We start from the raw sequence: 21,708 nt of genomic DNA, 5'->3' as shown, positions 1-21,708 counted from the left end.
TTCACCGTAGATTGTTTCTCATTATTGAATTTCAGATCCGAATGACTAAAATGAGAAACATGCCAGCAGCTAGTCCCTACACCAATCCCGAACAACAGGCGGACCTCGAGCGCCTGGGCGCCCGGCTTCGCGAACGCCGAAAGGCCCTCGGGGTCACGGTAGTCGCCTGTGCCGAAGCTGCTGGCGTGTCGCGCGTCACCCTGCACAGGATCGAGGCAGGCAACCCGTCGGTCACGATCGGCGCCTACAGCAACGTCGCAGCCGCGCTCGGACTCCACCTCGTCGTCCCGATCCTCGACGCGCCAGCAGCAGACCCGGTGACGATCACGGTCGGCGACTACCCCGGCCTGCGCACGCTGGCCTGGCAGACCGACGCCGGCACCACCATCACCGAGACTGAGGCGCTCAACCTCTACGAACGCGGCTGGCGACACCTCGACCAGGAGAGGTTGACCGACCACGAAAAGGCGTTCATCCAGCACCTCGCGGACGCCTACAGCAACGGGAGGCTCCTTGTTTAGGCGGCCGCACCACCAAAGGGTGGCCGAGGTGTTGTCGATGCTCGACGCACCGCTCCTGGCAGAGCACAACTGCTGGTTCGGAGGCGGCACGGCGATCGTGCTCACCAACGGTGAGTTCCGTGAATCGATCGACATCGACTTCCTGGTCTCCGACCAGCAGTCCTACCGAGGCTTGCGCCAGATCGTCCGGGACCGTGGGCTCGACGCTCTGGCCACACGCGAACTTGACCTGGGCCGAACACCTACTGTTGACGGTTACGGGATCAGGACCTCGGTGCTCGTTGCGGGGGTTGCGATCAAGCTCGAAATCATCCATGAAGGCCGCATCGACCTCGACACTCCCTCCGAGGACGATGAGATCTGCGGCGTTCGGACCCTGACGCGAACCGATCAGGTCGCGAGCAAACTGCTCGCCAACGACGACCGCTGGGCAGACACGTCGACATTCAGCCGCGACCTCATCGACCTGGCCATGATGGAACCCGCCACTGCCGCCCTGACGGCCGGCGCTCACAAAGCAGTCGATGCCTACGGCAAGACGGTCGGCGAGAGCCTCGACAACGCAGTCACCTACCTCCGCGAGCGCCCACACCGTCTCGACGAATACATCCGCGCACTCAAGATCGACACGCCCCGAGCAGCTGTGTGGCAGAGCATCCGCAACCTGTCCGCACGATGCGCGAAGATCGAAGGTCTCGGACGTTAGTCGTCAGGACTGCAAGCGCTGCGTCAGCGCCAGCTCAGCTCCGGCGCGACGTACCGGACGATGCTGTCCAGCAGGTGCGCGTTGTAGTCGACGCCGAGCTGGTTCGGGATCGTCAGCAGCAGGGTGTCCGCGGCGGCGATCGCCTCGTCCGTGGCGAGCTCCTGGACGAGCTGGTCGACCTCCCCGGCATATGTCTTGCCGAACCGGGCCGTGCCGCCGTCGATGAACCCGACCTGGTCCTCACTGCGCGACTCCGCGCCGAAATACGCGCGGTCGGTGCTGTTGACGATCGGGAAGATGCTGCGGCTGACCGACACCCGCGGCTCACGCTCGTGACCGGCGTCCTTCCAGGCGTCTCGGAACATGTGGATCTGCTCGGCCTGGAGCTGGTGGAACGGCACACCGGTGTCCTCGGTGAGCAGCGTCGAGCTCATGAGGTTCATGCCCTGCTGGCCCGTCCACACGGCGGTCTTGCGTGTTCCGGCGCCCCACCAGATCCGGTCCCGCAGGCCGGGCGACTGGGGCTCGATGCCCAGCAGCCCGGGCGGGTTGGCGAACATCGGTCGCGGGTTCGGCTCGGCGAACCGCTGTCCGTCGATCACCTCGAGGAAGACCCGGGCGTGCTCACGCGCCATCTCGGCGTGATCGTTGCCCTCGCCGGGGTCGTAGCCGAAATGCTTGTAGCCGTCGATCACCTGTTCCGGTGACCCCCGGCTGATGCCGAGCTGCAACCTGCCCCCGGAGATCAGGTCGGCGGCGCCGGCGTCCTCGGCCATGTAGAGCGGGTTCTCGTATCGCATGTCGATCACACCGGTGCCGAGCTCGATCCGACTCGTCTTCGCGCCCGCCGCCGCAAGAAGCGGGAACGGTGAGGCGAGCTGGCGAGCGAAGTGGTGCACACGGAAGTAGGCACCGTCCGCACCGAGCTCCTCGGCCGCGACCGCGAGGTCGATGGACTGCAGCAGTACGTCGGAGGCCGTCCGCGCCTGCGAGTGCGGCGAGGGGTTCCAGTGGCCGAAGGACAGGAAGCCGATCTTCTTCATGTGAGAACAACCAGCGACGCCGACTCCTTCTTCCCGCAGCCGGCCAGACGTGATCCTCGCGTCGTTGTCAGGTCGGGCCATCGAGCCGCGGCTCAGGAGAGACGAACCACGACCTTGCCAAGGGTGCGTCCCTCACCCACATCAGCGAGCGCGGCGGGCACCTCCTCGAGCGCGTAGGTCCTGTCGATCGTGATCCGTACGTCGCCGGCGACGCAGAGGGCCGCAATCGGCTCAAAATGCGCGGGACCCTCGTGGACAGCGAGCACCCCGATGGAGCGACCGGTCAGTCGCCCCACTGCCCAGCCAGCGGTGAGGAGGCGCAGCAACGTGGGAGCCGAACCACCAACAGCCCGATACGTGCCACCGGGCGCCAGAGCGCGTCGAACACCGAAAACCGAACGCCGCGCGACCAGGTCCAGGATGAGGTCGTAGGGCTGCGCCGTGCGAGTGAAGTCCTCAAGGCGGTAGTCGATCACCTCGTCTGCGCCCATTGACGTCATGAAGTCCAGCTTGGCGGCGTTGTCGACACCCGTGACGTGCGCGCCGCTCCGCTTGGCGAGCTGAAGAGCGAGGCATCCCGAACCTCCTCCAGCACCATTGATCAACACCCGGCGCCCCGCAGCGGCCCATCTGGTCCCCTGAAGGGCGATCGCCCCCGATTGCGGAAGGACCGACGCCTCGGCGAAGGTCAACTGCTCCGGCTTGAGAGCGAGCACCGATTCCGGTGCGAGCGCGTACTGCGCGAAGCCACCCTTCAGTGCCAGGTTGTCGCCGTACACCTCGTCCCCGGACTTGAACCGGGACACCCCTTCCCCGACGCTGTCGACCACACCTGCGATGTCCGAGCCGAGGATCCGGCTAGCTGGGACACGAAGCCCGCCGATCCGCGCATAGGCGGGCGATCCCCGCAGGCACTCCCAGTCACTGAGGTTGACCGACGTGGCGGCGACCTTGACCCGCACCTGGCCGGCGCCTGGCGCCGGGACCGGAACGTCCTCGACCCGAAGCACATCAATCGACCCGTAGCTGTCGCGGACGACCGCCTTCACTCCCGCCCTCCAGCACATGGGGTCACGCCGCCAAACCTAGAGCAATGGAGCGTCGATGTCGCTCGGCATCACGCCCTTGACGAACCGCAGGCGGCACCCAGCGCCGCGATGGCGGCAGCGACCAGAAAGGCCAGGGACAACCCGCCGCGGTCGGCGAGGTTGCCGGCCAGTGCCGAGCCCATGGCCTGGCCCAACGTCAGGATGATGAAGAGCACGGAGGTGCCGGCAGTTGCTCGCTCCGGGACGAGGCTGGAGACCCACGCGATCAGGGCGGTGGTGGCTGCGACGAAGGCCCAGCCGAATACGAAGCAGGCCACCAGCGCCACGGCGAGCAGTCCGGTGTCCAGCGCGAGTGTTGCGATGCTGATGGCGACGCTGACGCACGTATAGAACCAGCTTGCCTCTGGTCTCCATGCATGGAGCCGGCGTGCGGTCAGGACGGTGGCCGTGCCGCCCAGCCCGACCGCTATCCAGCCGATCGTCGACCACGTGCCACCGAATTCCTGCTCGACGAGCTGGGTCCGTCCGTAGGTCCATACGGCTGCAGAGGCCACCCCGAGGAGCAGCGCCCCGGTGGCCGGCGTGCGAAGCTCAAGAACGAAGCGCCACCCGGCCTCACCAGACGAACCCTCTGACTGCTGTGCGGACGGGGCCGATCGGGACCGGTCGAGGATGAGCACGGCGACTCCCGCCAGAGCGGTGAACACGGCCCCGATGACGAACCCGGCCCGCCACTGCGGCAGCAGCACGAGGGCCAGGGCACCAGCCGCTACGAGGCCCGGCCCAGTGCCGGAGTTGACGACAGCCTGAGCGTGGCCCTGTCGGTGCGCGCGAACATTGCGGTCGACGATGCCGACCATTCCGGGCGATGCGAGTCCGGCGCCCGCTGAGGCGACGATGGCAGCGGGCACGAAGGCGGCCGCGCTGGAAGCGAGCGCCATGCCCGCGGATCCGACCGACCCGGTGAGCAGAGCTGCCAGCACCAGCACACGTGGCTGTCTCTCGACGAGCAGTCCGACCAGGGCGCCGACCGAGTAGGCGACCGAGGCGCCGGAGGAGATGTAGCCGACCGCCGAGGAACTCAGGTGAAGGGACGCCTGGATGTCGGAGAGGTAGAGCCCGTAGGCGAGGCGGATCAACCCGTAGGTGCCTGCGACGAGGCTCATCCCGGCAATGACCAGGCCCAACGCCCGAGGATCCTTAAACGATAACGCACGTTTCATTTTTCGAGCCTAGACTATCGGTGTGGCTATTCGTGCGAGCACCGAGGCGAGACTTCTGGACGCGGCCGACGAGCTCCTCTTCGACCGGGGGGTCGTCGCGACCCCGGTGGACGCGATCCTGGAGCGCGCGGGCGTATCTCCCGCGACCCTCTACCGCTCCTACGCAAGCAAGGAGGCACTGGTCGCCGCGACTCTTGACCGGCGCCAACGCGACTGGCTGGAAGCGTGGGACGAGGCAGTGGCACGAGCCCCCGACGACCTGTCACGCCTGCTCGCCCTCTTCGACGCGCTCGACTACTTCACCAGCAGGCCCCACGCGGCCCGCTGGTGCGCGTTCCTCGGGACGTCCGCCGAGTACGCCGAAGCGCCGCCCGTTCTGGCCGCCGCCATCCAACGCGACACCGACGACCTCCGCACACGACTCACCGCGCTGGCAGAGCCCCTGGCCGGGCCTGGCGCCGCAGAGCTGGCCGAGGAGATCCTGCTTGTCTTCTCGGGCCAACTCGCCATGCGCCTGCGCTCGGACGGCCCAACCGACACCTCGCTCGCCCGGCGGATCGCCGAGGCCGTAGCGGCCCGGGCGAGCACAGGATGGTCGCCGCGACCCGGGGCTGACGCTGAGGGCTGAGAAACCTCGCGTTGGTGACCAGGCAGCAGTCCGTTCCTCACACGTCCAGCACCGGTGGCAGACCGAACCAGGAGAAGAGCGAGCTCTCGAACCGGCTGAGCTCGCTGATCCCACCAGCCGTGACGGTCACCGCGATCAGTCCGCTGGCGCGGCGTACGCCGTCGGGTCCGGCGACGTAGGCGCCGAAGGCCGGGTGGCCATTCGCCCGGGTGGGGACCAGCGAGAACCGGCGGGCGCCGAACAGGAGCGCGAGGAACCCACCGACCGGACCACGGCCGACGTACTCGAACGCGATCGGTGGCATCGACATGAAGACGTCATCGGTCAGCAGCGCCACCACCCCGGCGACATCTGCCGCCTCGTACGCCGCGACGAACCGCTCGACAAGCGCTCGCTCGGCCGCATCGTCCAGCTCCGGTGGAAGGGCTCCGTCACGCGTCGGACGTGTCCTGTCCAACGTTGACCGGGCCCGCTTGAGCGCACTGGTGACCGACTCGGAGCTGCGGTCGAGCATGCCGGCCACCTCGGTCGCCGGGAAGCCCAGCACGTCGCGGAGCACCAGGACCGCGAGCTGCAGCGGCGGCAGCACCTGGAGCGCTGCGACAAAGGCCAGCGAGATCGACTCGCGCTGCTCGTAGCGAGCCTCTGGACCCAGCGGCAGGTCGTAGGCCCCTTCGAGCAGCGTCTCCGGGAACGGCTCCAACCAGGAGACCTCGCCCAGCCTGGTCGGTTCCGGCGCCGCCACCCCGGGGATATCCCAGGCCTTGGCAGGGCGCCGCTTCGTCGTCCGCAACGCGTTGAGGCAGCGGTTGGTGGCGATCCGATAGAGCCAGGTCCGCAACGACGCACGCCCCTGAAAGCCGCCCAGCCCCTGCCAGGCCCCCACGAGAGTGTCCTGAAGCGCGTCCTCGGCATCCTGGAGCGAGCCCAGCATCCGGTAGCAGTGCACCAACAGCTCGCGGCGATGCGGTTCGGTCAGCGCCCGGAAGGCCTCCGCGTCGCCCGCCTGCGCCCGCGAGATCAAGTCGCTCATGGGATCACTCTCTCGCTCGTCCTGGTCGATCTCCTCCTACTGACACCGAGCGAGCCCCGGACTGGGCGCTTCAGCCACGCCCACGTCACGCAACAGCCGGTGTCTGAACCTGCGTAGGCAGACACCCAGAGAAGGAGAACACCGATGGGCACCATCGTGGTCAACACCAACATGACGCTGGACGGCGTCGTCGAGAACCCCACCGGGGAGGACGGTCCGGGCGGCGGCTGGTTCAACGCCACGTCGGACACCGACCACGAAGCCTGGGCCGGGTTCGAGTTCGAGGAGTCCCTTCACACCGACGCCCTGCTGCTGGGCCGCGAGACAGACGCCTGGTTCGCCCAGCGTTGGAGCGACCGGCAGGGCGCATGGGCCGACCGACTCAACGGACTGCCCAAATACGTCGTCTCCTCCACCCTCACCGAGACCGCGTGGGCCAACGGCACGGTGCTGAAAGGCGACGTCGCCGAGGCCGTGGCCCGACTCAAGGCCGAGGTTGACGGCAGGATCGTCGTCTTCGGCAGCGGCACCCTGGTGCAGACCCTGCTCGAGCACGAGCTCGTGGACGAACTGCGCCTCTTCGTCTTCGGGGCTCTGGTCGGACGCGGCGGTCGGATGTTCGACGCGGGCTCGCCCGCAACGCTGCGCCTGACCCGGGCTGAACGCATCGGCGACGGGATGCTCTTCGTCGCCTACGACGTCGTCCACGGCTGAGGCAGCCGGGGGGCGTCCACCTGCGCCAGGAACAACCGCGCCACCGGCGACGGCGCGTCCGACGTACACAGATGCCAGGGCCGGTCCAGCGGCGTGCCAGGCACGTCGTACTCGACCAACGCACCGGCAGCGACCAGCTCCGCGACCACACGCTCATGCACCAACGTCACGCCCAGCCCCTCGCGGGCAGCGGCGATCGCGGCGCCCGACGTGCCCAAGGTCAACACCGGCGGTGTCCACTCCAAGGAGGCCAGCAGGTCCAGCGTCGTCGTCCGCGTCCCGGACCCCTGGCCGGTCAGCAACCACGTCGACGACAAGGGGGTGAGCCCGGGGCGACCCACCACGACCAGCCGATTCTCCCGCGTCGCCCGCGTCCGCAGACCCGAGCCATGTGGCGGGCGGCCCGCTACCACCAGGTCGACCTCGTGGTGGGACGCCGCCGCGAACAGCTCATCGCGCGGCAGCACGGACAACGACAGCTCCACCAGCGGATAGGCCGCCACGAACGACGCGATCATCGGCGGCAACACGTATTCGCTCGCCGTCGCCACCGCCCCGATCCTCAGCCGGCCACGCTCCGCGTCCCGCACGGCGGCAGCCGCCTCGCCGAGCAACCCCACCAAGGAACGGGCGTACGTCGCGAACGTGTGCCCGCTCTCGGTCGCGGTGATCCCACGACCCGACTTCGTGAACAACGCCGTCCCCAGCGCGCCCTCCAACGCCGACACTGCAGCCGAGATCGCCGGCGGCGTCACCACCAGCGCCTCCGCCGCGCCCCGAACGCTGCCTGCGTCGTACACCGCCAGGAACGTCTGCAGCCGGCCCCAGGTCAGCGCCGCGGGAAGATCGGGAGTCATTGTTAAAGACTACCTGAAGGGTTAGCAGTGAAGATTCCATTGTTGTTGTGGGGTGCGTGGGTGAGAGTGGTCTCGACAAGCTCGACCACCGAGGGACCGCTCGACCACCGAGGGACCGCTCGACCACCGAGGACCAGCTCGACCACCGATGAAAGTAGGGACGACGATGACGCTCATCGACGAGGCCATGGAGACCAAGGGTCGCTGGGACCCGGGCGTGCAGAGCTACGCCGGGATGGGCTACTGGAACCCCGACTACGTCATCAAGGAGACCGACATCCTCGCCGTCTTCCGGGTCACCCCGCAGGACGGCGTCGACCCGATCGAGGCGGCTGCCGCGGTCGCCGGGGAGTCGAGTACGGCCACGTGGACCGTGGTGTGGACCGACCGCCTCACCGCCAACAGTCACTACCAGGCCAAGGCCTACCGCGTGGAGGACGTCCCGGGCCGGCCGGGGGAGTACTTCGCCTACATCGCCTACGACATCGACCTCTTCGAAGAGGGCTCGATCGCCAACCTGACCTCGAGCATCATCGGCAACGTCTTCGGCTTCAAGCCCCTCAAGGCCCTGCGCCTGGAGGACATGCGGATCCCGGTCGCCTACACCAAGACCTTCCAGGGCCCGGCGCACGGCATCGTCATGGAGCGCGAGCTCCTCAACAAGTACGGCCGCCCCCTGCTCGGCGCCACCATCAAGCCCAAGCTCGGCCTGAGCGCCCGCAACTACGGGCGCGTCGTCTACGAAGCCTGTCGCGGTGGCCTCGACTTCACCAAGGACGACGAGAACATCAACAGCCAGCCCTTCATGCGCTGGCGCGACCGCTTCCTCTACTGCATGGAGGGAGTGAACAAGGCGATGGCCGAGACCGGCGAGATCAAGGGGCACTACCTCAACATCACCGCCGGCACGATGGAGGAGATGTACCGCCGCGCCGAGTTCGCCAAGGAGCTCGGCAGCGTCGTCGTCATGATCGACCTCACCATCGGCTACACCGCCATGCAGTCCATGGCCCACTGGGCCCGCGAGAACAGCATGCTGCTGCACCTGCACCGCGCCGGGCACTCGACGTACACCCGGCAGAAGACCCACGGCGTCAGCTTCCGCGTCATCTCCAAGTGGTGTCGCCTCATCGGCGTCGACCACCTCCACGCCGGCACGGTCGTCGGCAAGCTCGAAGGCGACCCCGCCACCACCCGTGGCTTCTACGACACCCTGCGCGACGACAAGGTGCCCACCAATCTCGAGAACGGCATCTTCTTCGACCAGGACTGGGCCTCCATGCCCGGTGTCATGCCCGTCGCCTCGGGGGGCATCCACGCCGGCCAGATGCACCAGTTGCTCGACCTCTTCGGTGACGACGTGATCCTGCAGTTCGGCGGTGGCACCATCGGTCACCCGATGGGCATCGCCGCCGGGGCCGAGTCCAACCGGGTCGCCCTCGAGGCCGTCGTCAAGGCCCGCAACGAAGGTCGGCACCTGCTCATCGAAGGCCCGGACATCCTGCGTACGGCGGCCAAGACCTGCCGGCCACTGGAGGTCGCCCTGGCCACCTGGGGAGACGTCACCTTCGACTACACCTCCACCGACGCACCCGACTCGGTGCCCACCGCCGTCCCGTCGTACTAGGTCCTCGGTCCAGCCCACCGAAAAGGAAACCCCCATGAAACTGCGCCACGGCACCTTCTCCTACCTGCCCGACCTCACCGACGACGAGATCGCCGCCCAGGTCCGCTACGCCCTCGAGCACGACTGGCCCGTCTCGATCGAGCACACCGACGACCCGCACCCACGCAACGTCTACTGGGAGCTGTGGGGCCTGCCGATGTTCGACCTCACCGAACCCGACGGCGTCCTCACCCAGCTGAACGACTGCCGCGCCACCTTCCCGCACCACTACATCCGGGTCCTCGCCTACGACGCCCGCCTCGGCCGGCAGACCACCGCCATGTCGTTCCTCGTGCAGTCGCCCGCGGACGAACCCGGCTTCCTGCTCACCCGGGTCGAGGGTGAGAACCGCACCCAGCGGTACGCCGTGCAGTCCTACGCGACGTCGGCGCCGGCGGGAGCGCGCTACCCATGAGCCAGACGGGGTTCGGGCACGTGGTCTCGACAGGCTCGACCACCGAGAGGTCGGGCTCGACCACCGAGAGGTCGGGCTCGACCACTGAGAAGCCCCTCGAGACCCTCGCCGACGACGCAGAACTGGACCTGTCCAACGACGAGGCCACCACCCGGGTGGAGGACACCCTGGCAAAACTCGAGGCAGAGCTCGTCGGCCTCGCCCCGGTGAAACGGCGGGTCCGTGAGATCGCCTCGCTGCTCCTGGTCGACCGTGCGCGGCGCCAGTTCGGACTGGCCTCGTCGCGACCCACCTTGCACATGAGCTTCGCGGGCGGGCCGGGCACCGGGAAGACCACCGTGGCCCTGCGGATGGCCGAGATCCTGCACGCGCTCGGCTACATCCGCACCCCCAAGGTGCACACCGTGACCCGCGACGACCTGGTCGGGCAGTTCATCGGGCACACCGCCCCCAAGACCAAGGAGGCGATCGCGCGTGCGGCCGGGGGCGTGCTGTTCATCGACGAGGCCTATTACCTCTTCCGCCCCGAGAACGAGCGCGACTACGGCCAGGAGGTCATCGAGATCCTGTTGACCGAGATGGAGAACGAGCGCGGGTCGCTGGTCGTCGTCTTCGCCGGCTACCCCGACCGGATGGCCACCTTCTTCGGCGCCAACCCCGGCCTGTCGTCCCGGGTGCCGCACCACATCGGCTTCGAGGACTACTCGCACGGCGAGCTCGTGGAGATCGCCGACCTCATGGTGGCGGCCGAGAACTTCCGGTTCGACGACGAGGCGCGCGACGCGTTCTCGGCGTACCTCACCAAACGGATGCAGCGTCCGCAGTTCTCCAACGCCCGCAGCGTCCGCAACGCCGTCGAACGGTCCCGGCTGCGCCAGGCCCGGCGGCTCGTCGAACTCGACCGCCCCCTGACCCGCTCGGACCTGATCACGCTCACCGCGCAGGACATCTACGGCTCGAGCTTGTTCGCCGAGGCGTGAGGCCCGGCTGGTTCATCAAGGGATGCAGACCAACCGACACTTCCCGTGCTGAATTCACCATGGAGAGTGATGGTTCATCGTGGGGAGTGTGGTGGTTCACCTGCATACCTTGATGAACCAGCGACCTCGACCCGACAAACGCCCGCAGCAAACGCTCGCTAGCGTTGGCGCATGACCGAGCGCATCGAGGTCCAGCTGGACCAGGAGCGACACACCCTGGTGGCGGCCGAGGCCGAGCACTCAGGACGCAGCATCGACGACGTGATCGGCGAGTGCATCGACGTCGCATTCGACGAGTTTCGCCGCGCACGACTGAGGGCGCAGACGCGGGTCGAGCACTTCCCGAACGGAGCGAGCCGTCAGGTCGAGCATCGGGACGAGGAGTTCCTCAGCCCGGAAGATGATGCGTGATCCTCGGAGCCGACCCGCAGGCCGACTCCGAGGAGTCACGTGATGAGTTCAGCTCAGGCAGCGAGCTTGCGCAGCATGGCCATGTCGACCGGGCCGAGCGTGTAGGTGCCGGCCGTGGACGTCACCTGCCACACGCGCTGGCGCACGCCGATGATCTGCTTGCTGGGAACCAGAGCGACGCGTCGCCCCTCAGGTCCCGTGAACGACAGGCACTGGACGCCTGACGAAGGATGCCGAACTCGAGACACTCCCAGACGCTCACCTTCGAGCGTCTCGAGGTGCATGGTCGGTGCAGCGTTGAACGACATAACTGTCATGTTATTTACCCCCCCGGGTATGCGTTGTCCTGACCCATCAGGAACAACACGACAATCGTACCCCGCTCTCTGGCCCATATTGACCAGCGGTACAGCCCGGCGAGTTAAATCTTTGCGAGTTCCAGCAGACCGAGGTCGAAACGGGCCCGGACCCGCGCCGACGCAGCCGCCGCCAGCACGATCATCCGGGCATCCGCAGTGCGCCCCGAGCCGATCTCGACGGCCCCACTGTCCGGGGACTCACGATGCGCCATGACCCAGTCGAACAACAGCCAGTCCACCGCCCCCGAGGCCACCAACGGCTCCGCCTCCGGCACGCCGACCGCCTCGGTCACCCGCGCCAGCGCGTCCCGGTGCTCGGTCAGGGTCGCGTCCTTGTCCACCCCCGAGGAGTCGAACAGCAGCATGCTCAGCGTCGCCGGCAACCGCAGACCGTCCTCGGTCACCACCAGCCACCGTGCCCCCGCCCAGGGCCGGCTCTCGTCGACCCAGTGCAATCCCGCACGACCGCCCACGACGCCCGGGCCCGGCTGGTCCAGCTCCCCGTCGTACGGCGCTGGGCCCATCATCGCGATCGACTGCCGCGCACGGATGCTCATCAACGCAGCGGTGCCGCTGATCTGCCCCGCCCGCACGTCGTCGGGCAGGCCCACCTCGCCGTGCGCCTCGGCGTACTCAGCACACAGCCGGTCGATCGCCCGGTAGGCCGCACTCACCCCGTCCTGCTCGTCGGGCCGCGGACCGCGCCCGCCACCAAGGATCTCGCCGAAGCGCCCAGCGACCTCGATGAGTACGTCGTCCAGCGCCTCCAGGTGGGTGGGCAGCCAGCGCTCGGCCTCGGCGCCAGGCAGTCGCACCACCTCGACCAGCCGCAGCGGCCGGCCCTCAGGGGAGACCCAGTGGAAGCCGATCCGCTGATCCGTGGCCTCGATGCGCGGCAACATCAGGCGAGCCACTCGTGCCACTCGTCGAGCCCTGCGCCGGTGCGCGCGCTCACCTCGATCATCCGGGCGGCCGGGTTGATCCGTCGCACGTTGTCGCGGAACAGCGCCAGGTCGAAGTCGAGGTGCGGCAGCAGGTCCATCTTGTTCACCAGGACCACAGAGACCGACCGGAACATCACCGGATACTTCAGCGGCTTCTCCTCGCCCTCGGTGATCGCGTAGACCATCACCGAGTCGTGCGCACCTACGTCGAACTCAGCAGGACACACCAGGTTGCCGACGTTCTCGACCAGCAGCAGGTCGAGCGCGTCCAGATCGAGGTCGACCAGCGCCTTGGCCACCATCGGCGCATCGAGATGACACTCGCCGCCGAACCCGTCACCGGTGTTCAACAACGCCACCTGCGCGCCCAGCCCTGCGAGCCGGTCGGCGTCGATGGAGGTCTCGATGTCGCCCTCCACCACCCCGGCCCGGACCCCTGCCTCCTGCAGGTGGCGCAGCGTGTGGACCAACAGCGTCGTCTTGCCCGCACCCGGTGACGACATCAGGTTGACGCACCGGATCGAGCGAGCGTCGAACGCTGCCCGGTTGGCGGCGGCAGCCAGGTCGTTCTCACCGAAGATGTGCTCCAGCACGCTCACCCGCTCGGTGCCGGTCGCATAGCCCGAGTGGTCACCGTGCTCGTCGTCGTGGGAGTGCTCGGTGCCATCGTCGTGACGGTGGAATCGGCCCATGTCAGTGCTCCTCAGGTGCGGGTGGTGTGGTCTCGACAAGCTCGACCACCGAAGTTGGGTCGACCACCGGAGGTGGGTCCGGTGCGGGTGATGTGGTCTCGACAAGCTCGACCACCGAGGATGGGTCGACCACCGAAGTTGGGTCGACCACCGAAGGTGGCGCGAGGTCGATGCTGGTGACCATGAACTCCTCGCCGGTGTGCAGGGAGATGTCGCCGCTGGAGCAGCTGGCGCAGGTCAGCACCAGGACGTGCTCCACGGTGGTGCGCTCGCCGCAGGCGCGGCAGTCCAGGCGCACGGGCACGTGGTCGATCTCGAGCTCGGACCCGGCCAGCGGGGAGGCCTCGGTGATCATCGACCAGCAGTAGCACAGCGTGTCCGGCACGACCTGGCGCAACTGGCCCACCTGCAGGTGCACCGTCGCCACCGAACGCGAGTCGCGGGCCTTGTCGACGATGCCGTAGATGCTGCGGCACAGCGAGAGCTCATGCACTGCGGATGCCTCGCAACGTCGTCGAGGGGGACTCCCCGAACCGCTGGCGGTAGACCAGCGAGAAGTTGCCCAGGTGGGTGAAGCCCCAGCGTGACGCCGCCTCGGTGACGGTCATGCCGTCGCCCGGGATCGCCTCGAGCAGCGCCCGCCGGGAGGCGTCGAGGCGGCGGTCGCGGATGAACGCGATCGGGGTGGTGTCGAGGTCCTCGCGGAAGCCGGCCTGGATCGACCGCGGACTCATCTGCACGTAGTCGGCGATGTCGCCCAGGGTGATCGGCTCGGCCAGGTGGAGCTCGATGAACTCGATGGAGCGGCGTACGGCGACCCGCCCCGACTGCTTGGGTCGCGCCCGCAGGCGCTCGGAGTAGTTCGACTCCTGGATGTAGAGCAGCGTGGAGATGATCAGCTCCTCGAGCGAGCCGGCGCCGTACCCCTGCTGGATCAGGGAGCTGGGCGAGAGCACCTCGTTGGACAGGATCTGCAGGGCGCCGTGCCAGCGGGCCGCGGTGTCCGTGGTCAGGTCGCCGACCGGCGAGAAGATGATCGGCTCGTCGAGGCGGCGCCCGAGCATCCGCGACAGCTGCCGCTCCATCGCGTCGCGCTCGATGCGCACGATCGTCTGGGGGGAGTCCTGCTCCAGGTTGAGGGTGTAGGTCGTGCCCGGCGAGATCACCAGCGCGAAGAACGGCGTGATGTGGTGGGTGTCCCCGTCGATCGTGGCCGACGCGTGCCCGGCGCTGGTCATGTGCACCGTGAAGCAGTCGGTGGAGTGCGGCACCGTGACGGTGGTGGCCACGGCGTAGTCGAGGTAGGCCATCGTCACGTCGAGGAACTGGATCGCGTTGAGGCGGCAGTGGAAGTCCTCCAGCAGCCGCGGGGCCGGGGTGACCTGGCAGCGCCCCAGCAGCTGGCACGTCACATCGGTGGCCATCGCGAGGTCCTGCGTGTCGACGATGGAGTGTTCCTGCAGGGCGTTGGGTACGCCGCGGGGCCGGATCCGCTTGCGCACCGGGAGTCGGGTGCGATCGACGTTCATGAACCGCAAACGCGACAACCGCTCCACTGCAACCTCCTCCCGGCCTCCGCACACTATCCGTGGATTGCGCTTCTGGATCAAGAAACTTGCGCAATTGTGATAGCCGATTCGCCCACGCGATAGTTCCGGCCTGTGACCCGGCTTACATTCAAAGCGTCCGAAAGCCGAACGTGGGAGGGCACATGACGCTGGCTCCGAGCCGGGAAGAGGCCGCTCAGGCCCAACTGTCAGCACGTCTGAACGACCCCGCCGTCGCCGGGGCACTGACCAGCCTGCTCGATCACGCCGAGCTCCTCGCGGTGCTCGTCGAGGGCCTCGACGGGTTCGTGGCCCGCACCGAGGTCATCGGCGACAACCTCGCCGGCAGCTTCAGCGAGCTGCGCACCACCGTGCAGTCCAACGAGGCGTTCGCCGACTCCGGCGTCGACCTCCAGGCGCTCGCCGATGCCGGCGTCAGCCTGGCCGCCGTACTGCCCAAGGCCGCGCCCGGGATGGTGGCGGCCGTCGAGAGTGGCGCCATCGACAAGCTCTTCGCCTCCGGCGTCATCGGCCCCGCGGCCGTCGACCAGGTGGCCATCCTGGCCAACGGGCTGGTCTCGGGAAGCGACAGGTTCGCCCAGGACCCCGTGCAGATCGGCGGGCCCCTGTCTCTGCTCAAGCTGCTCAAGGATCCCGACATCAACCGCGCCATCAGCTACTTCGCGACCGTGGCCAAGGCCATCGGCGCCGAGATCGCTGCGGCCCAACCGACCAGCCAGAAGTAGGAAGGACACCCGGATGTCATCAGTGTTGTGGTTCCAGGCGGGAGCCTGTTCGGGGAACACCATGTCGTTCCTCAACGCGGAGGAACCGAACGTCGTCGACCTGATCGTCGACTTCGGCCTCGAGCTCCTGTGGCACCCCTCCCTCGGGATGGAGCTGGGAGACCAGGCCAAGAAGATCTTCACCGACTGCGTCACCGGTGAGCGCGACCTCGACATCTTCGTGCTCGAGGGCACCGTCATCCAGGGCCCGGACGGTTCCGGCCGGATGGACATGTTCGCCGACCGGCCGATGATCGAGTGGGTCACCGAGCTGTGTGAGGCCGCGAGCATCGTGGTCGCCATCGGTGACTGCGCCTGCTGGGGCGGCATCCCGGCGATGGAGCCCAACCCCAGCGACTCCACCGGTCTGCAGTTCCACAAGCGCGAGCGCGGCGGGTTCCTGGGTCCGGACTGGCGCTCCAAGTCCGGGCTCCCGGTCATCAACATCCCCGGCTGCCCCGCCCACCCCGACTGGATCACCCAGATCCTGGTCGCCCTGGCCACCGGTCGCGCCGGCGACATCGCGCTGGACGACCTGCACCGGCCGCAGACCTTCTTCAAGACCTTCACCCAGACCGGCTGCACCCGGGTGCAGTTCTTCGAGTACAAGCAGTCCACCACCAGCTTCGGCGAGGGCACCCGCACCGGCTGCCTGTTCTACGAGTTCGGCTGCCGTGGCCCGATGACGCACTCGCCGTGCAACCGGATCCTGTGGAACCGGCAGTCGTCGAAGACCAGGGCCGGCATGCCCTGCCTGGGCTGCACCGAGCCCGAGTTCCCGTTCTTCGATCTCGCCGCCGGGACGGTCTTCAAGACCCAGAAGGTCTCCGGCACGATCCCGAAGGAAGTCCCCGAGGGAGCAGATCACCTCACCTACATGGCCCACGCCGCCGCCGCCCGGATCGCTGCTCCGCAGTGGTCCAAAGAAGACATGTTCGTGGTCTGAGCGTGCGCAGAGTCACGAACCATCAATCCGTCGTGGTCTGAGAGGAACTGACAATGACTGCAGTGCAATCCGGCAAAGAGGCCGTCGACCTCTTCGTCTCCCCCCTGGGCCGCGTCGAGGGCGACCTCGACGTCCGGGTCACCATCGAGGACGGCGTCGTCACCTCCGCCTGGACCGAGGCCGCCATGTTCCGCGGCTTCGAGATCATCCTCAAGGGCAAGGACCCGCAGGCCGGCCTGATCGTCACGCCCCGCATCTGCGGGATCTGCGGCGGCAGCCACCTCTACAAGGCCTGCTACGCGCTGGACACCGCCTGGGCCACCCACGTGCCCCAGAACGCGACCCTGATCCGCAACATCGCGCAGGCCTGCGAGACGTTGCAGTCCATCCCGCGCTACTTCTACGCACTGTTCGCCGTCGACCTGGTGAACAAGAACTACGCCAGCTCACCGATGTACGACGAGGCCGTGCGCCGTTTCGCGCCGTACGTCGGGACCGCCTACCAGAAGGGAGTCGTGCTCTCCGGGAAGCCGGTGGAGGTCTACGCGATCTTCGGTGGCCAGTGGCCGCACAGCTCGTTCATGGTGCCCGGTGGCGTGATGAGCGCGCCGAACCTGTCCGACATCACCCGGGCCACCGCGATCCTGCACCACTGGAAGGACAACTGGCTGGAGAAGGAGTGGCTGGGCTGCTCCATCGAGCGTTGGCAGCAGATCAAGACCTGGGAGGACATGCAGGAGTGGGTCAACGAGAACGACTCGCAGTACAACTCCGACTGTGGCTTCTTCATCCGCTACGCCCTCGACATCGGCCTGGACAAGTACGGCGCCGGCTGCGGCAACTTCATCTCCACCGGGACCTACTTCGAGCCCTCGATGTATGAGAACCCCACCGTCGACACCCGCGAGGACGCCCTCATCGGCCGCTCCGGGATCTACGCCGACGGCGCCTGGCACGACTTCGACCACCTGCGGGTCTCCGAGGACGTCAGCCACTCCTTCTACACCGGCGACCGGCCGCTGCACCCGTGGGAGGGCGAGACCAACCCGATCGACCCGAAGAACGGTCGCGAGCAGGGCAAGTACTCGTGGGCCAAGTCGCCGCGCTACGACGTCCCCGACCTCGGCCGGATCCCGCTGGAGGCTGGTCCGCTGGCCCGACGGATGGCTGCCGCAGGCCCCGGCGCTGCCGGGCACCAGGACGACGACCCACTGTTCGTCGACATGATGGAGAAGCTCGGCCCGTCGGTGTTCGTGCGGCAGATGGCGCGCATGCACGAAGCGCCGAAGTACTTCGGCTGGGTGATGGACTGGCTCAGCCAGATCGACCTGCACGGGTCGTTCTACACCAAGCCCATCGAGCACGCCTCCGGCAAGGGCTTCGGCTCCACCGAGGCCGCCCGGGGGGCTCTGTCGGACTGGATCGTGATCGAGGACGGCAAGATCGCCAACTACCAGGTGGTCACCCCGACGGCGTGGAACATCGGTCCACGCGACTCCGAGAACACTCTCGGCCCGATCGAACAGGCTCTCGTGGGCACCCCGATCGTGGACATGGAGGACCCGGTCGAGCTGGGGCACGTCGCCCGCTCGTTCGACTCCTGCCTGGTCTGCACGGTGCACGCCTACGACGGCAAGACCGGACGAGAGCTGAACAAGTTCGTCATCAATGGCATGGTCTAGCAGCCCAGCTCCCCACGAGCTGCTCGACGACGGCTTCGCACCGGAGCCCTGCGAGCTGCTCGTGATCGGGTGCGGCAACATCCTGCGCGGCGACGACGCGGTGGGACCGGTGCTGATCCGGCACCTGTTCACCCGCGGCGTCCCCGACGGGGTGCGCCTGGTCGACGGCGGTACGGCGGGGATGGATGTCGCGTTCGGGATGCGCGGCGCGGCTCGTGTCGTCATCGTCGACGCCTCGGCCACGGGAGTCGCGCCGGGGACCGTCTACCGGGTGCCGGCCGAGGAGCTCACCGAGCTGCCCCCGATCGACGGCCTGCACACCCACAACTTCAGGTGGGACCACGCGCTGTCGTTCTCCAGCTGGCTGCTCGGCCCCCAGAAGCCGACCGACATCACCGTCTTCCTCGTGGAGGCCGGCCAGCTCGAGCCCGGTTCCGAGCTGAGTGCCCCCGTGGCTGCCGGCATGGAGACGGTGATGGGACTGATCGAGCGGGAGTTCTACCCAGTGGTCTCGACAAGCTCGACCACCGAGGGGGAGGGTGCCTCGACCACCGACAGGGGCGAGACCACCGAGGGTGCCTCGAGCACCGACACGGTCGAGATCAACGACGCCGGCTACCTGCACCTGCCCGCGGCACTTGCCGCGGCCCACTTCCCGGCCGATGTGTGCGTCGCCCGGATGGAGGGCGGCGACCTCGTGCTGATGCCGCTCATCGGTGCCGCCAACGGCGGGCTGGTCCTCAAGCAGCGCAATGTCGCCGGCGACCGGTCGCTGCTGGTCAACGAGGTGCTGGCGTTCACACCGGTCGCGGGTACGTTCGAGGTGTCGTGGGACGAGTCGCGCGCTGCGCTGCGAGTCCTGCTGAGCGGGACGGGTGAGGCAGATGGAGACCGAGGTCCAGACGGAGGTCGTGGCCGAGCGCGGTCAGTGGATGGTCTACCTGCTGGTGCTGACCCCGGAGGGGATCGAGCGGCGGGCGCTGCAGAGCTACTTCACCCAGGCGAAGGCGCAACTGGCGGCCGACGTGATCAGACGGACGGCGGCCCGGCGACGGGCTCCACGAGAGGCTCCCGATGACCGTGCTTGAACACCCCCAACCCGTCGGGGCCTTCGGTTTCCCCGCGGGCCTGCTGCTGGCCGTCCCCCTGACGGCGGAGGCGTCGGCCGCCTGCCACGACCTGGTGGCCGGGCGGCTGCCGGCCGCGTGGCCCGACGAGCTGAGAGGCCTCGAGCTGGCCCACGCCGACGACCTCGAGGGCGCGCTGGCGGCCTTCGCCGGCGACGACCCGATCGCGCGCTACAACCGCTGGGTCCTCCAGCCCGAGGGCGAGTCCCTCGCCGAGGTGCGCGCCGGCCTCCCGGACTCGGTCGCCCCGCTGGTCGACGTCGTCGGCTACACCATCGGGCTGGTCGACTGCCCGGCGTACGACGTGAGCGGGCTGCCCGGCGAGATCGCCGCGCTCGTGCTCGCCACCCGCGCGACCGCCGCCCTCGAGCACGGAAAGGCCGAGCAGGCGCCCGACCTCCTGGTCGCCGGATCCCACGCCGCCGGGGCAGAGTCGCCCGCGCTCTCCGCCCTGCTGCTGGGCAACGCCGGCACGCTCCTGCGTGAGCACGGCCAGGTCGAACGGGCCCGCACCCTGCTGACCGAGGCCGCTGACGCCCTGACCGGCACCGACCTGGGCGACGTCCGCGCCGAGCTGCTGCACCTGCGGGGCAGCATCGCCCACGAGGAGGCCGCCTCCGGCCGCGGGGATGCGCGGGCGCTGCTGCAGGAGGCGATGAAGGACTACTACGACGGTCTTCAGCTGGTGACCGAGCAGTCTGCGCCGTACCTGTGGGCCAGCCTGCAGATGAACCTCGCCACCGCCCACCTGGCCTCGCCGATGACGCAGGCCTCCGACCAGCTGCGACTCGGGGTGGCCACCCAGGCCCTGCGGGCCTGTCGGCGGGTGTTCACCCCGGAGCACTACCCGGGCCCTTGGTCCACCGCGACCCTCAACCTCGCCAACGCACTCATCTACACGCCCTCCACCCACCAGGGCGACAACCTCGTCGAGGCCGTCGAGCTCTACGAGGAGGTGCTCGAGTCCGGGATCCGCAACAACGACCCCCTCGGCCGGGCCCGGCTGCTCTCCAACCAGGGCAACGCGCTCGCCCACCTCGGGATCTTCTCCGAAGCCCGGGCCAAGCTGGTCGAGGCCCGCTACCTGTTCGAGGAACAGCTCGACCACGACTCCGCCATGACGGTCCGCGGGGTGCTCGACGAGATCGCCAAGGCCGAGGTCACCGACCCCGACGACGACCTGGCCGACCTGGCCCGCCAGGCCGAGCAGATGGCCCGGATGCCCCAGAGTGAGGGCGCCTTCACCTCCGGCATGGGCGTGCGGATGACCGTGGCCGGTGACCTCACCGGTCCGCCGCCGAAGCCCACCGTCACCGTGCTGCCCGCCGGGTCCGCTCCCCGGGACCCGCGCAACTCGGAGGACTCACGATGACCCAGACCGTCAGCTCGGACATCGAGGAGCTCGCCGGGGCCCTCGACGCAGCCACCGCGAGGATCAGCGCTCTCGAACCGCTGCCCAAGCAGGTCGTGACCGAAGCACTGGACGCGCTCAACGCCCTGCACAAGAGCGGCCTGACCACGATCGTGCGTCGGCTCAAGGACGACCCCCAGGGCAAGGAACTGCTCTTCGCACTCGTGGACGAGCCCGAGGTCCGGATGGTCCTCGCCATGCACGGCATCATCCGCCCCGACCCAGCGACCCTGGCGCGCTCCGTGCTGGACGCCGTACGCCCCGGCCTGCAGTCGCACGGCGGCGACGTGCAGTTCGACAGCATCCGCGACGGCATCGCCTACGTGCGCCTCACCGGCGCCTGCAACGGCTGCTCGATGGCCGCGGTCACGATGCGCGACGGCGTCGAGACGGCCCTGGTCGCCGGGGTGCCCGGCGTCACCGGTGTGGAGGTGCTGCCCAACGACCCGACGCCCACGTTGATCCAGCTGTCCGAGATCGGGATCGGGCCGCCGGGTGTGGTCTCGACAAGCTCGACCACCGAGGGAGGCTCGACCACCGAAGGACGCTCGACCACCGAGGGAGGCTCGACCACCGAAGGACGCTCGACCACCGAGGGAGGCTCGACCAGCGAGGACCGCTCCGCGCTGGAGGCGGCCGGCTGGTTCCGGGGGTTCCCCGCGGCGGCGATCGCCGTCGGCTCGCTGGAGTCGCTCACCCTGAACCCGTCGGACGGCCCGTCCGTGGACGTCATCGTGGTCAACGCCGCGGGGCAGCTCGCGGCCTACGTCAACGAGTGTGCCCACCAGGGCCTGCCGTTGGACAACGCGCTGGTGGACGCGACCGAGGGCACGATCACCTGCCCGTGGCACGGCTTCTGCTACGACTCCGCCACCGGGGAGTGCATGAGCATGCCCGGCGCCCAGCTGCAGCAGCTGCCGCTACGGATCGAGAACGGCGACGTCTGGGTCCGGGCGGTCGGCAGCTGAT

24 protein-coding genes are annotated in these 21,708 nt (G+C 68.4%); 14 read left to right on the top strand and 10 right to left on the bottom strand.

Annotated elements, in window-relative coordinates; genetic code table 11:
* Nucleotides 1-59: 59 nt before the first annotated feature.
* Nucleotides 60-521, top strand: coding sequence for a helix-turn-helix domain-containing protein (locus AB7I40_RS07255; RefSeq protein ID WP_428346323.1), 462 nt, complete (start codon nucleotides 60-62; stop codon nucleotides 519-521).
* Nucleotides 522-558: 37 nt separating this feature from the next.
* Nucleotides 559-1,227 carry a nucleotidyl transferase AbiEii/AbiGii toxin family protein gene (locus AB7I40_RS07250; protein WP_428346322.1) on the top strand — a complete coding sequence of 223 codons (669 nt, stop codon included), beginning with the start codon at nucleotides 559-561 and terminating at the stop codon, nucleotides 1,225-1,227.
* A gap of 23 nt (nucleotides 1,228-1,250) precedes the next feature.
* Here AB7I40_RS07250 and AB7I40_RS07245 read toward each other — a convergent pair whose 3' ends face one another.
* From AB7I40_RS07245 to AB7I40_RS07235, 3 genes are all read right to left on the bottom strand, one after another.
* A complete protein-coding gene (locus tag AB7I40_RS07245) occupies nucleotides 1,251-2,270 on the bottom strand; it encodes an LLM class flavin-dependent oxidoreductase (RefSeq protein ID WP_428346321.1) in 1,020 nt (339 codons plus the stop codon).
* A 92-nt stretch (nucleotides 2,271-2,362) separates the two neighbouring features.
* A complete protein-coding gene (locus AB7I40_RS07240; protein WP_428346320.1) occupies nucleotides 2,363-3,319 on the bottom strand; it encodes an NAD(P)-dependent alcohol dehydrogenase in 957 nt (318 codons plus the stop codon).
* 68 nt (nucleotides 3,320-3,387) lie between these two features.
* Entirely contained in the window at nucleotides 3,388-4,485 is a 1,098-nt protein-coding gene (locus AB7I40_RS07235; protein ID WP_428346319.1) for an MFS transporter, read from the bottom strand.
* Nucleotides 4,486-4,564: 79 nt separating this feature from the next.
* Between AB7I40_RS07235 and AB7I40_RS07230 the strand changes: the two genes are divergently transcribed.
* Nucleotides 4,565-5,170, top strand: coding sequence for a TetR/AcrR family transcriptional regulator (locus AB7I40_RS07230; RefSeq protein WP_428346318.1), 606 nt, complete (start codon nucleotides 4,565-4,567; stop codon nucleotides 5,168-5,170).
* Nucleotides 5,171-5,207: 37 nt separating this feature from the next.
* Here the strand turns inward: AB7I40_RS07230 and AB7I40_RS07225 are convergent, their stop codons facing one another.
* A complete protein-coding gene (locus AB7I40_RS07225) occupies nucleotides 5,208-6,203 on the bottom strand; it encodes a sigma-70 family RNA polymerase sigma factor (protein ID WP_428346317.1) in 996 nt (331 codons plus the stop codon).
* Between the two features lie 144 nt (nucleotides 6,204-6,347).
* Here AB7I40_RS07225 and AB7I40_RS07220 point away from each other — a divergent pair, with 144 nt between their 5' ends.
* Complete coding sequence (locus tag AB7I40_RS07220) at nucleotides 6,348-6,917, top strand: dihydrofolate reductase family protein (protein WP_428346316.1); 570 nt, start codon at nucleotides 6,348-6,350, stop codon at nucleotides 6,915-6,917.
* Here AB7I40_RS07220 and AB7I40_RS07215 read toward each other — a convergent pair.
* Nucleotides 6,896-7,774, bottom strand: a complete 879-nt coding sequence (locus AB7I40_RS07215; RefSeq protein ID WP_428346315.1) for a LysR family transcriptional regulator — start codon at nucleotides 7,772-7,774, stop codon at nucleotides 6,896-6,898. The two genes, AB7I40_RS07220 and AB7I40_RS07215, sit on opposite strands and share 22 nt — an antisense overlap.
* A gap of 166 nt (nucleotides 7,775-7,940) precedes the next feature.
* Here AB7I40_RS07215 and AB7I40_RS07210 point away from each other — a divergent pair, with 166 nt between their 5' ends.
* The 4 genes from AB7I40_RS07210 to AB7I40_RS07195 all read left to right on the top strand — a co-directional run bounded on the left by AB7I40_RS07210 (nucleotide 7,941) and on the right by AB7I40_RS07195 (nucleotide 11,246).
* Nucleotides 7,941-9,401 (top strand): form I ribulose bisphosphate carboxylase large subunit, encoded by a 1,461-nt coding sequence (locus AB7I40_RS07210; protein ID WP_428346314.1) that lies wholly within the window; start codon nucleotides 7,941-7,943, stop codon nucleotides 9,399-9,401.
* Between the two features lie 34 nt (nucleotides 9,402-9,435).
* Nucleotides 9,436-9,855 (top strand): ribulose bisphosphate carboxylase small subunit, encoded by a 420-nt coding sequence (locus AB7I40_RS07205; RefSeq protein WP_428346313.1) that lies wholly within the window; start codon nucleotides 9,436-9,438, stop codon nucleotides 9,853-9,855.
* Nucleotides 9,852-10,835 carry an AAA family ATPase gene (locus AB7I40_RS07200; RefSeq protein ID WP_428346312.1) on the top strand — a complete coding sequence of 328 codons (984 nt, stop codon included), beginning with the start codon at nucleotides 9,852-9,854 and terminating at the stop codon, nucleotides 10,833-10,835. Before AB7I40_RS07205 ends, AB7I40_RS07200 begins: the two co-directional genes overlap by 4 nt.
* Nucleotides 10,836-11,006: 171 nt before the next feature.
* Nucleotides 11,007-11,246 carry a hypothetical protein gene (locus AB7I40_RS07195; protein ID WP_428346311.1) on the top strand — a complete coding sequence of 80 codons (240 nt, stop codon included), beginning with the start codon at nucleotides 11,007-11,009 and terminating at the stop codon, nucleotides 11,244-11,246.
* A 53-nt stretch (nucleotides 11,247-11,299) separates the two neighbouring features.
* Here the strand turns inward: AB7I40_RS07195 and AB7I40_RS07190 are convergent, their stop codons facing one another.
* The 5 genes from AB7I40_RS07190 to AB7I40_RS07170 all read right to left on the bottom strand — a co-directional run bounded on the left by AB7I40_RS07190 (nucleotide 11,300) and on the right by AB7I40_RS07170 (nucleotide 14,797).
* Nucleotides 11,300-11,554 carry a hypothetical protein gene (locus tag AB7I40_RS07190; RefSeq protein WP_428346310.1) on the bottom strand — a complete coding sequence of 85 codons (255 nt, stop codon included), beginning with the start codon at nucleotides 11,552-11,554 and terminating at the stop codon, nucleotides 11,300-11,302.
* Between the two features lie 113 nt (nucleotides 11,555-11,667).
* The gene (locus AB7I40_RS07185; protein WP_428346309.1) at nucleotides 11,668-12,507 is read right to left on the bottom strand and encodes a hypothetical protein; all 840 of its coding nucleotides are present in this window, start codon (nucleotides 12,505-12,507) and stop codon (nucleotides 11,668-11,670) included.
* Entirely contained in the window at nucleotides 12,507-13,241 is a 735-nt protein-coding gene (hypB, locus tag AB7I40_RS07180; protein WP_428346308.1) for a hydrogenase nickel incorporation protein HypB, read from the bottom strand. Before hypB ends, AB7I40_RS07185 begins: the two co-directional genes overlap by 1 nt.
* Nucleotide 13,242: 1 nt before the next feature.
* Complete coding sequence (locus tag AB7I40_RS07175; protein WP_428346307.1) at nucleotides 13,243-13,734, bottom strand: hydrogenase maturation nickel metallochaperone HypA; 492 nt, start codon at nucleotides 13,732-13,734, stop codon at nucleotides 13,243-13,245.
* On the bottom strand, nucleotides 13,727-14,797 hold the full coding sequence (locus tag AB7I40_RS07170; RefSeq protein ID WP_428346306.1) for an AraC family transcriptional regulator: 1,071 nt from the start codon (nucleotides 14,795-14,797) through the stop codon (nucleotides 13,727-13,729). The genes AB7I40_RS07175 and AB7I40_RS07170 overlap by 8 nt, the downstream gene beginning before the upstream one ends.
* A 155-nt stretch (nucleotides 14,798-14,952) precedes the next feature.
* On the opposite strand from AB7I40_RS07170, the gene AB7I40_RS07165 reads away from it, so the two are divergent.
* The 6 genes from AB7I40_RS07165 to AB7I40_RS07140 are packed head-to-tail and all read left to right on the top strand — an operon-like array spanning nucleotide 14,953 to nucleotide 21,707.
* Nucleotides 14,953-15,534 (top strand): DUF1641 domain-containing protein, encoded by a 582-nt coding sequence (locus AB7I40_RS07165; protein WP_428346305.1) that lies wholly within the window; start codon nucleotides 14,953-14,955, stop codon nucleotides 15,532-15,534.
* A 13-nt stretch (nucleotides 15,535-15,547) separates the two neighbouring features.
* Nucleotides 15,548-16,519 (top strand): hypothetical protein, encoded by a 972-nt coding sequence (locus tag AB7I40_RS07160; RefSeq protein ID WP_428346304.1) that lies wholly within the window; start codon nucleotides 15,548-15,550, stop codon nucleotides 16,517-16,519.
* A 53-nt stretch (nucleotides 16,520-16,572) separates the two neighbouring features.
* On the top strand, nucleotides 16,573-18,201 hold the full coding sequence (locus tag AB7I40_RS07155; RefSeq protein ID WP_428346303.1) for a nickel-dependent hydrogenase large subunit: 1,629 nt from the start codon (nucleotides 16,573-16,575) through the stop codon (nucleotides 18,199-18,201).
* Nucleotides 18,188-19,279: a hydrogenase maturation protease gene (locus AB7I40_RS07150; RefSeq protein WP_428346302.1), complete on the top strand. Its 1,092-nt coding sequence runs from the start codon at nucleotides 18,188-18,190 to the stop codon at nucleotides 19,277-19,279. The genes AB7I40_RS07155 and AB7I40_RS07150 overlap by 14 nt, the downstream gene beginning before the upstream one ends.
* A complete protein-coding gene (locus tag AB7I40_RS07145; protein ID WP_428346301.1) occupies nucleotides 19,276-20,700 on the top strand; it encodes a hypothetical protein in 1,425 nt (474 codons plus the stop codon). The genes AB7I40_RS07150 and AB7I40_RS07145 overlap by 4 nt, the downstream gene beginning before the upstream one ends.
* The gene (locus tag AB7I40_RS07140) at nucleotides 20,697-21,707 is read left to right on the top strand and encodes a NifU family protein (RefSeq protein WP_428346300.1); all 1,011 of its coding nucleotides are present in this window, start codon (nucleotides 20,697-20,699) and stop codon (nucleotides 21,705-21,707) included. Before AB7I40_RS07145 ends, AB7I40_RS07140 begins: the two co-directional genes overlap by 4 nt.
* The last annotated feature ends 1 nt before the right edge of the window (nucleotide 21,708 follow it).

The organism is Nocardioides sp., from assembly GCF_050246775.1.
Lineage (GTDB): Bacteria > Actinomycetota > Actinomycetes > Propionibacteriales > Nocardioidaceae > Nocardioides.
This window is presented reverse-complemented; position numbering and strand designations above follow the sequence as displayed.

Excerpts from the sequence above, each read along its gene's own strand:
- AB7I40_RS07185 (WP_428346309.1), bottom strand. The coding sequence starts at position 12,507 with ATGTTGCCGCGCATCGAGGCCACGGATCAGCGGATCGGCTTCCACTGG.
- AB7I40_RS07140 (WP_428346300.1), top strand. The coding sequence starts at position 20,697 with ATGACCCAGACCGTCAGCTCGGACATCGAGGAGCTCGCCGGGGCCCTC.
- AB7I40_RS07200 (WP_428346312.1), top strand. The coding sequence starts at position 9,852 with ATGAGCCAGACGGGGTTCGGGCACGTGGTCTCGACAGGCTCGACCACC.
- AB7I40_RS07150 (WP_428346302.1), top strand. The coding sequence starts at position 18,188 with ATGGCATGGTCTAGCAGCCCAGCTCCCCACGAGCTGCTCGACGACGGC.
- AB7I40_RS07160 (WP_428346304.1), top strand. The coding sequence starts at position 15,548 with ATGTCATCAGTGTTGTGGTTCCAGGCGGGAGCCTGTTCGGGGAACACC.
- AB7I40_RS07205 (WP_428346313.1), top strand. The coding sequence starts at position 9,436 with ATGAAACTGCGCCACGGCACCTTCTCCTACCTGCCCGACCTCACCGAC.
- AB7I40_RS07245 (WP_428346321.1), bottom strand. The coding sequence starts at position 2,270 with ATGAAGAAGATCGGCTTCCTGTCCTTCGGCCACTGGAACCCCTCGCCG.
- AB7I40_RS07215 (WP_428346315.1), bottom strand. The coding sequence starts at position 7,774 with ATGACTCCCGATCTTCCCGCGGCGCTGACCTGGGGCCGGCTGCAGACG.
- hypB (WP_428346308.1), bottom strand. The coding sequence starts at position 13,241 with ATGGGCCGATTCCACCGTCACGACGATGGCACCGAGCACTCCCACGAC.
- AB7I40_RS07220 (WP_428346316.1), top strand. The coding sequence starts at position 6,348 with ATGGGCACCATCGTGGTCAACACCAACATGACGCTGGACGGCGTCGTC.
- AB7I40_RS07190 (WP_428346310.1), bottom strand. The coding sequence starts at position 11,554 with ATGTCGTTCAACGCTGCACCGACCATGCACCTCGAGACGCTCGAAGGT.
- AB7I40_RS07165 (WP_428346305.1), top strand. The coding sequence starts at position 14,953 with ATGACGCTGGCTCCGAGCCGGGAAGAGGCCGCTCAGGCCCAACTGTCA.
- AB7I40_RS07250 (WP_428346322.1), top strand. The coding sequence starts at position 559 with ATGCTCGACGCACCGCTCCTGGCAGAGCACAACTGCTGGTTCGGAGGC.
- AB7I40_RS07210 (WP_428346314.1), top strand. The coding sequence starts at position 7,941 with ATGACGCTCATCGACGAGGCCATGGAGACCAAGGGTCGCTGGGACCCG.
- AB7I40_RS07145 (WP_428346301.1), top strand. The coding sequence starts at position 19,276 with ATGACCGTGCTTGAACACCCCCAACCCGTCGGGGCCTTCGGTTTCCCC.
- AB7I40_RS07195 (WP_428346311.1), top strand. The coding sequence starts at position 11,007 with ATGACCGAGCGCATCGAGGTCCAGCTGGACCAGGAGCGACACACCCTG.
- AB7I40_RS07235 (WP_428346319.1), bottom strand. The coding sequence starts at position 4,485 with ATGAGCCTCGTCGCAGGCACCTACGGGTTGATCCGCCTCGCCTACGGG.
- AB7I40_RS07155 (WP_428346303.1), top strand. The coding sequence starts at position 16,573 with ATGACTGCAGTGCAATCCGGCAAAGAGGCCGTCGACCTCTTCGTCTCC.
- AB7I40_RS07255 (WP_428346323.1), top strand. The coding sequence starts at position 60 with ATGCCAGCAGCTAGTCCCTACACCAATCCCGAACAACAGGCGGACCTC.
- AB7I40_RS07225 (WP_428346317.1), bottom strand. The coding sequence starts at position 6,203 with ATGAGCGACTTGATCTCGCGGGCGCAGGCGGGCGACGCGGAGGCCTTC.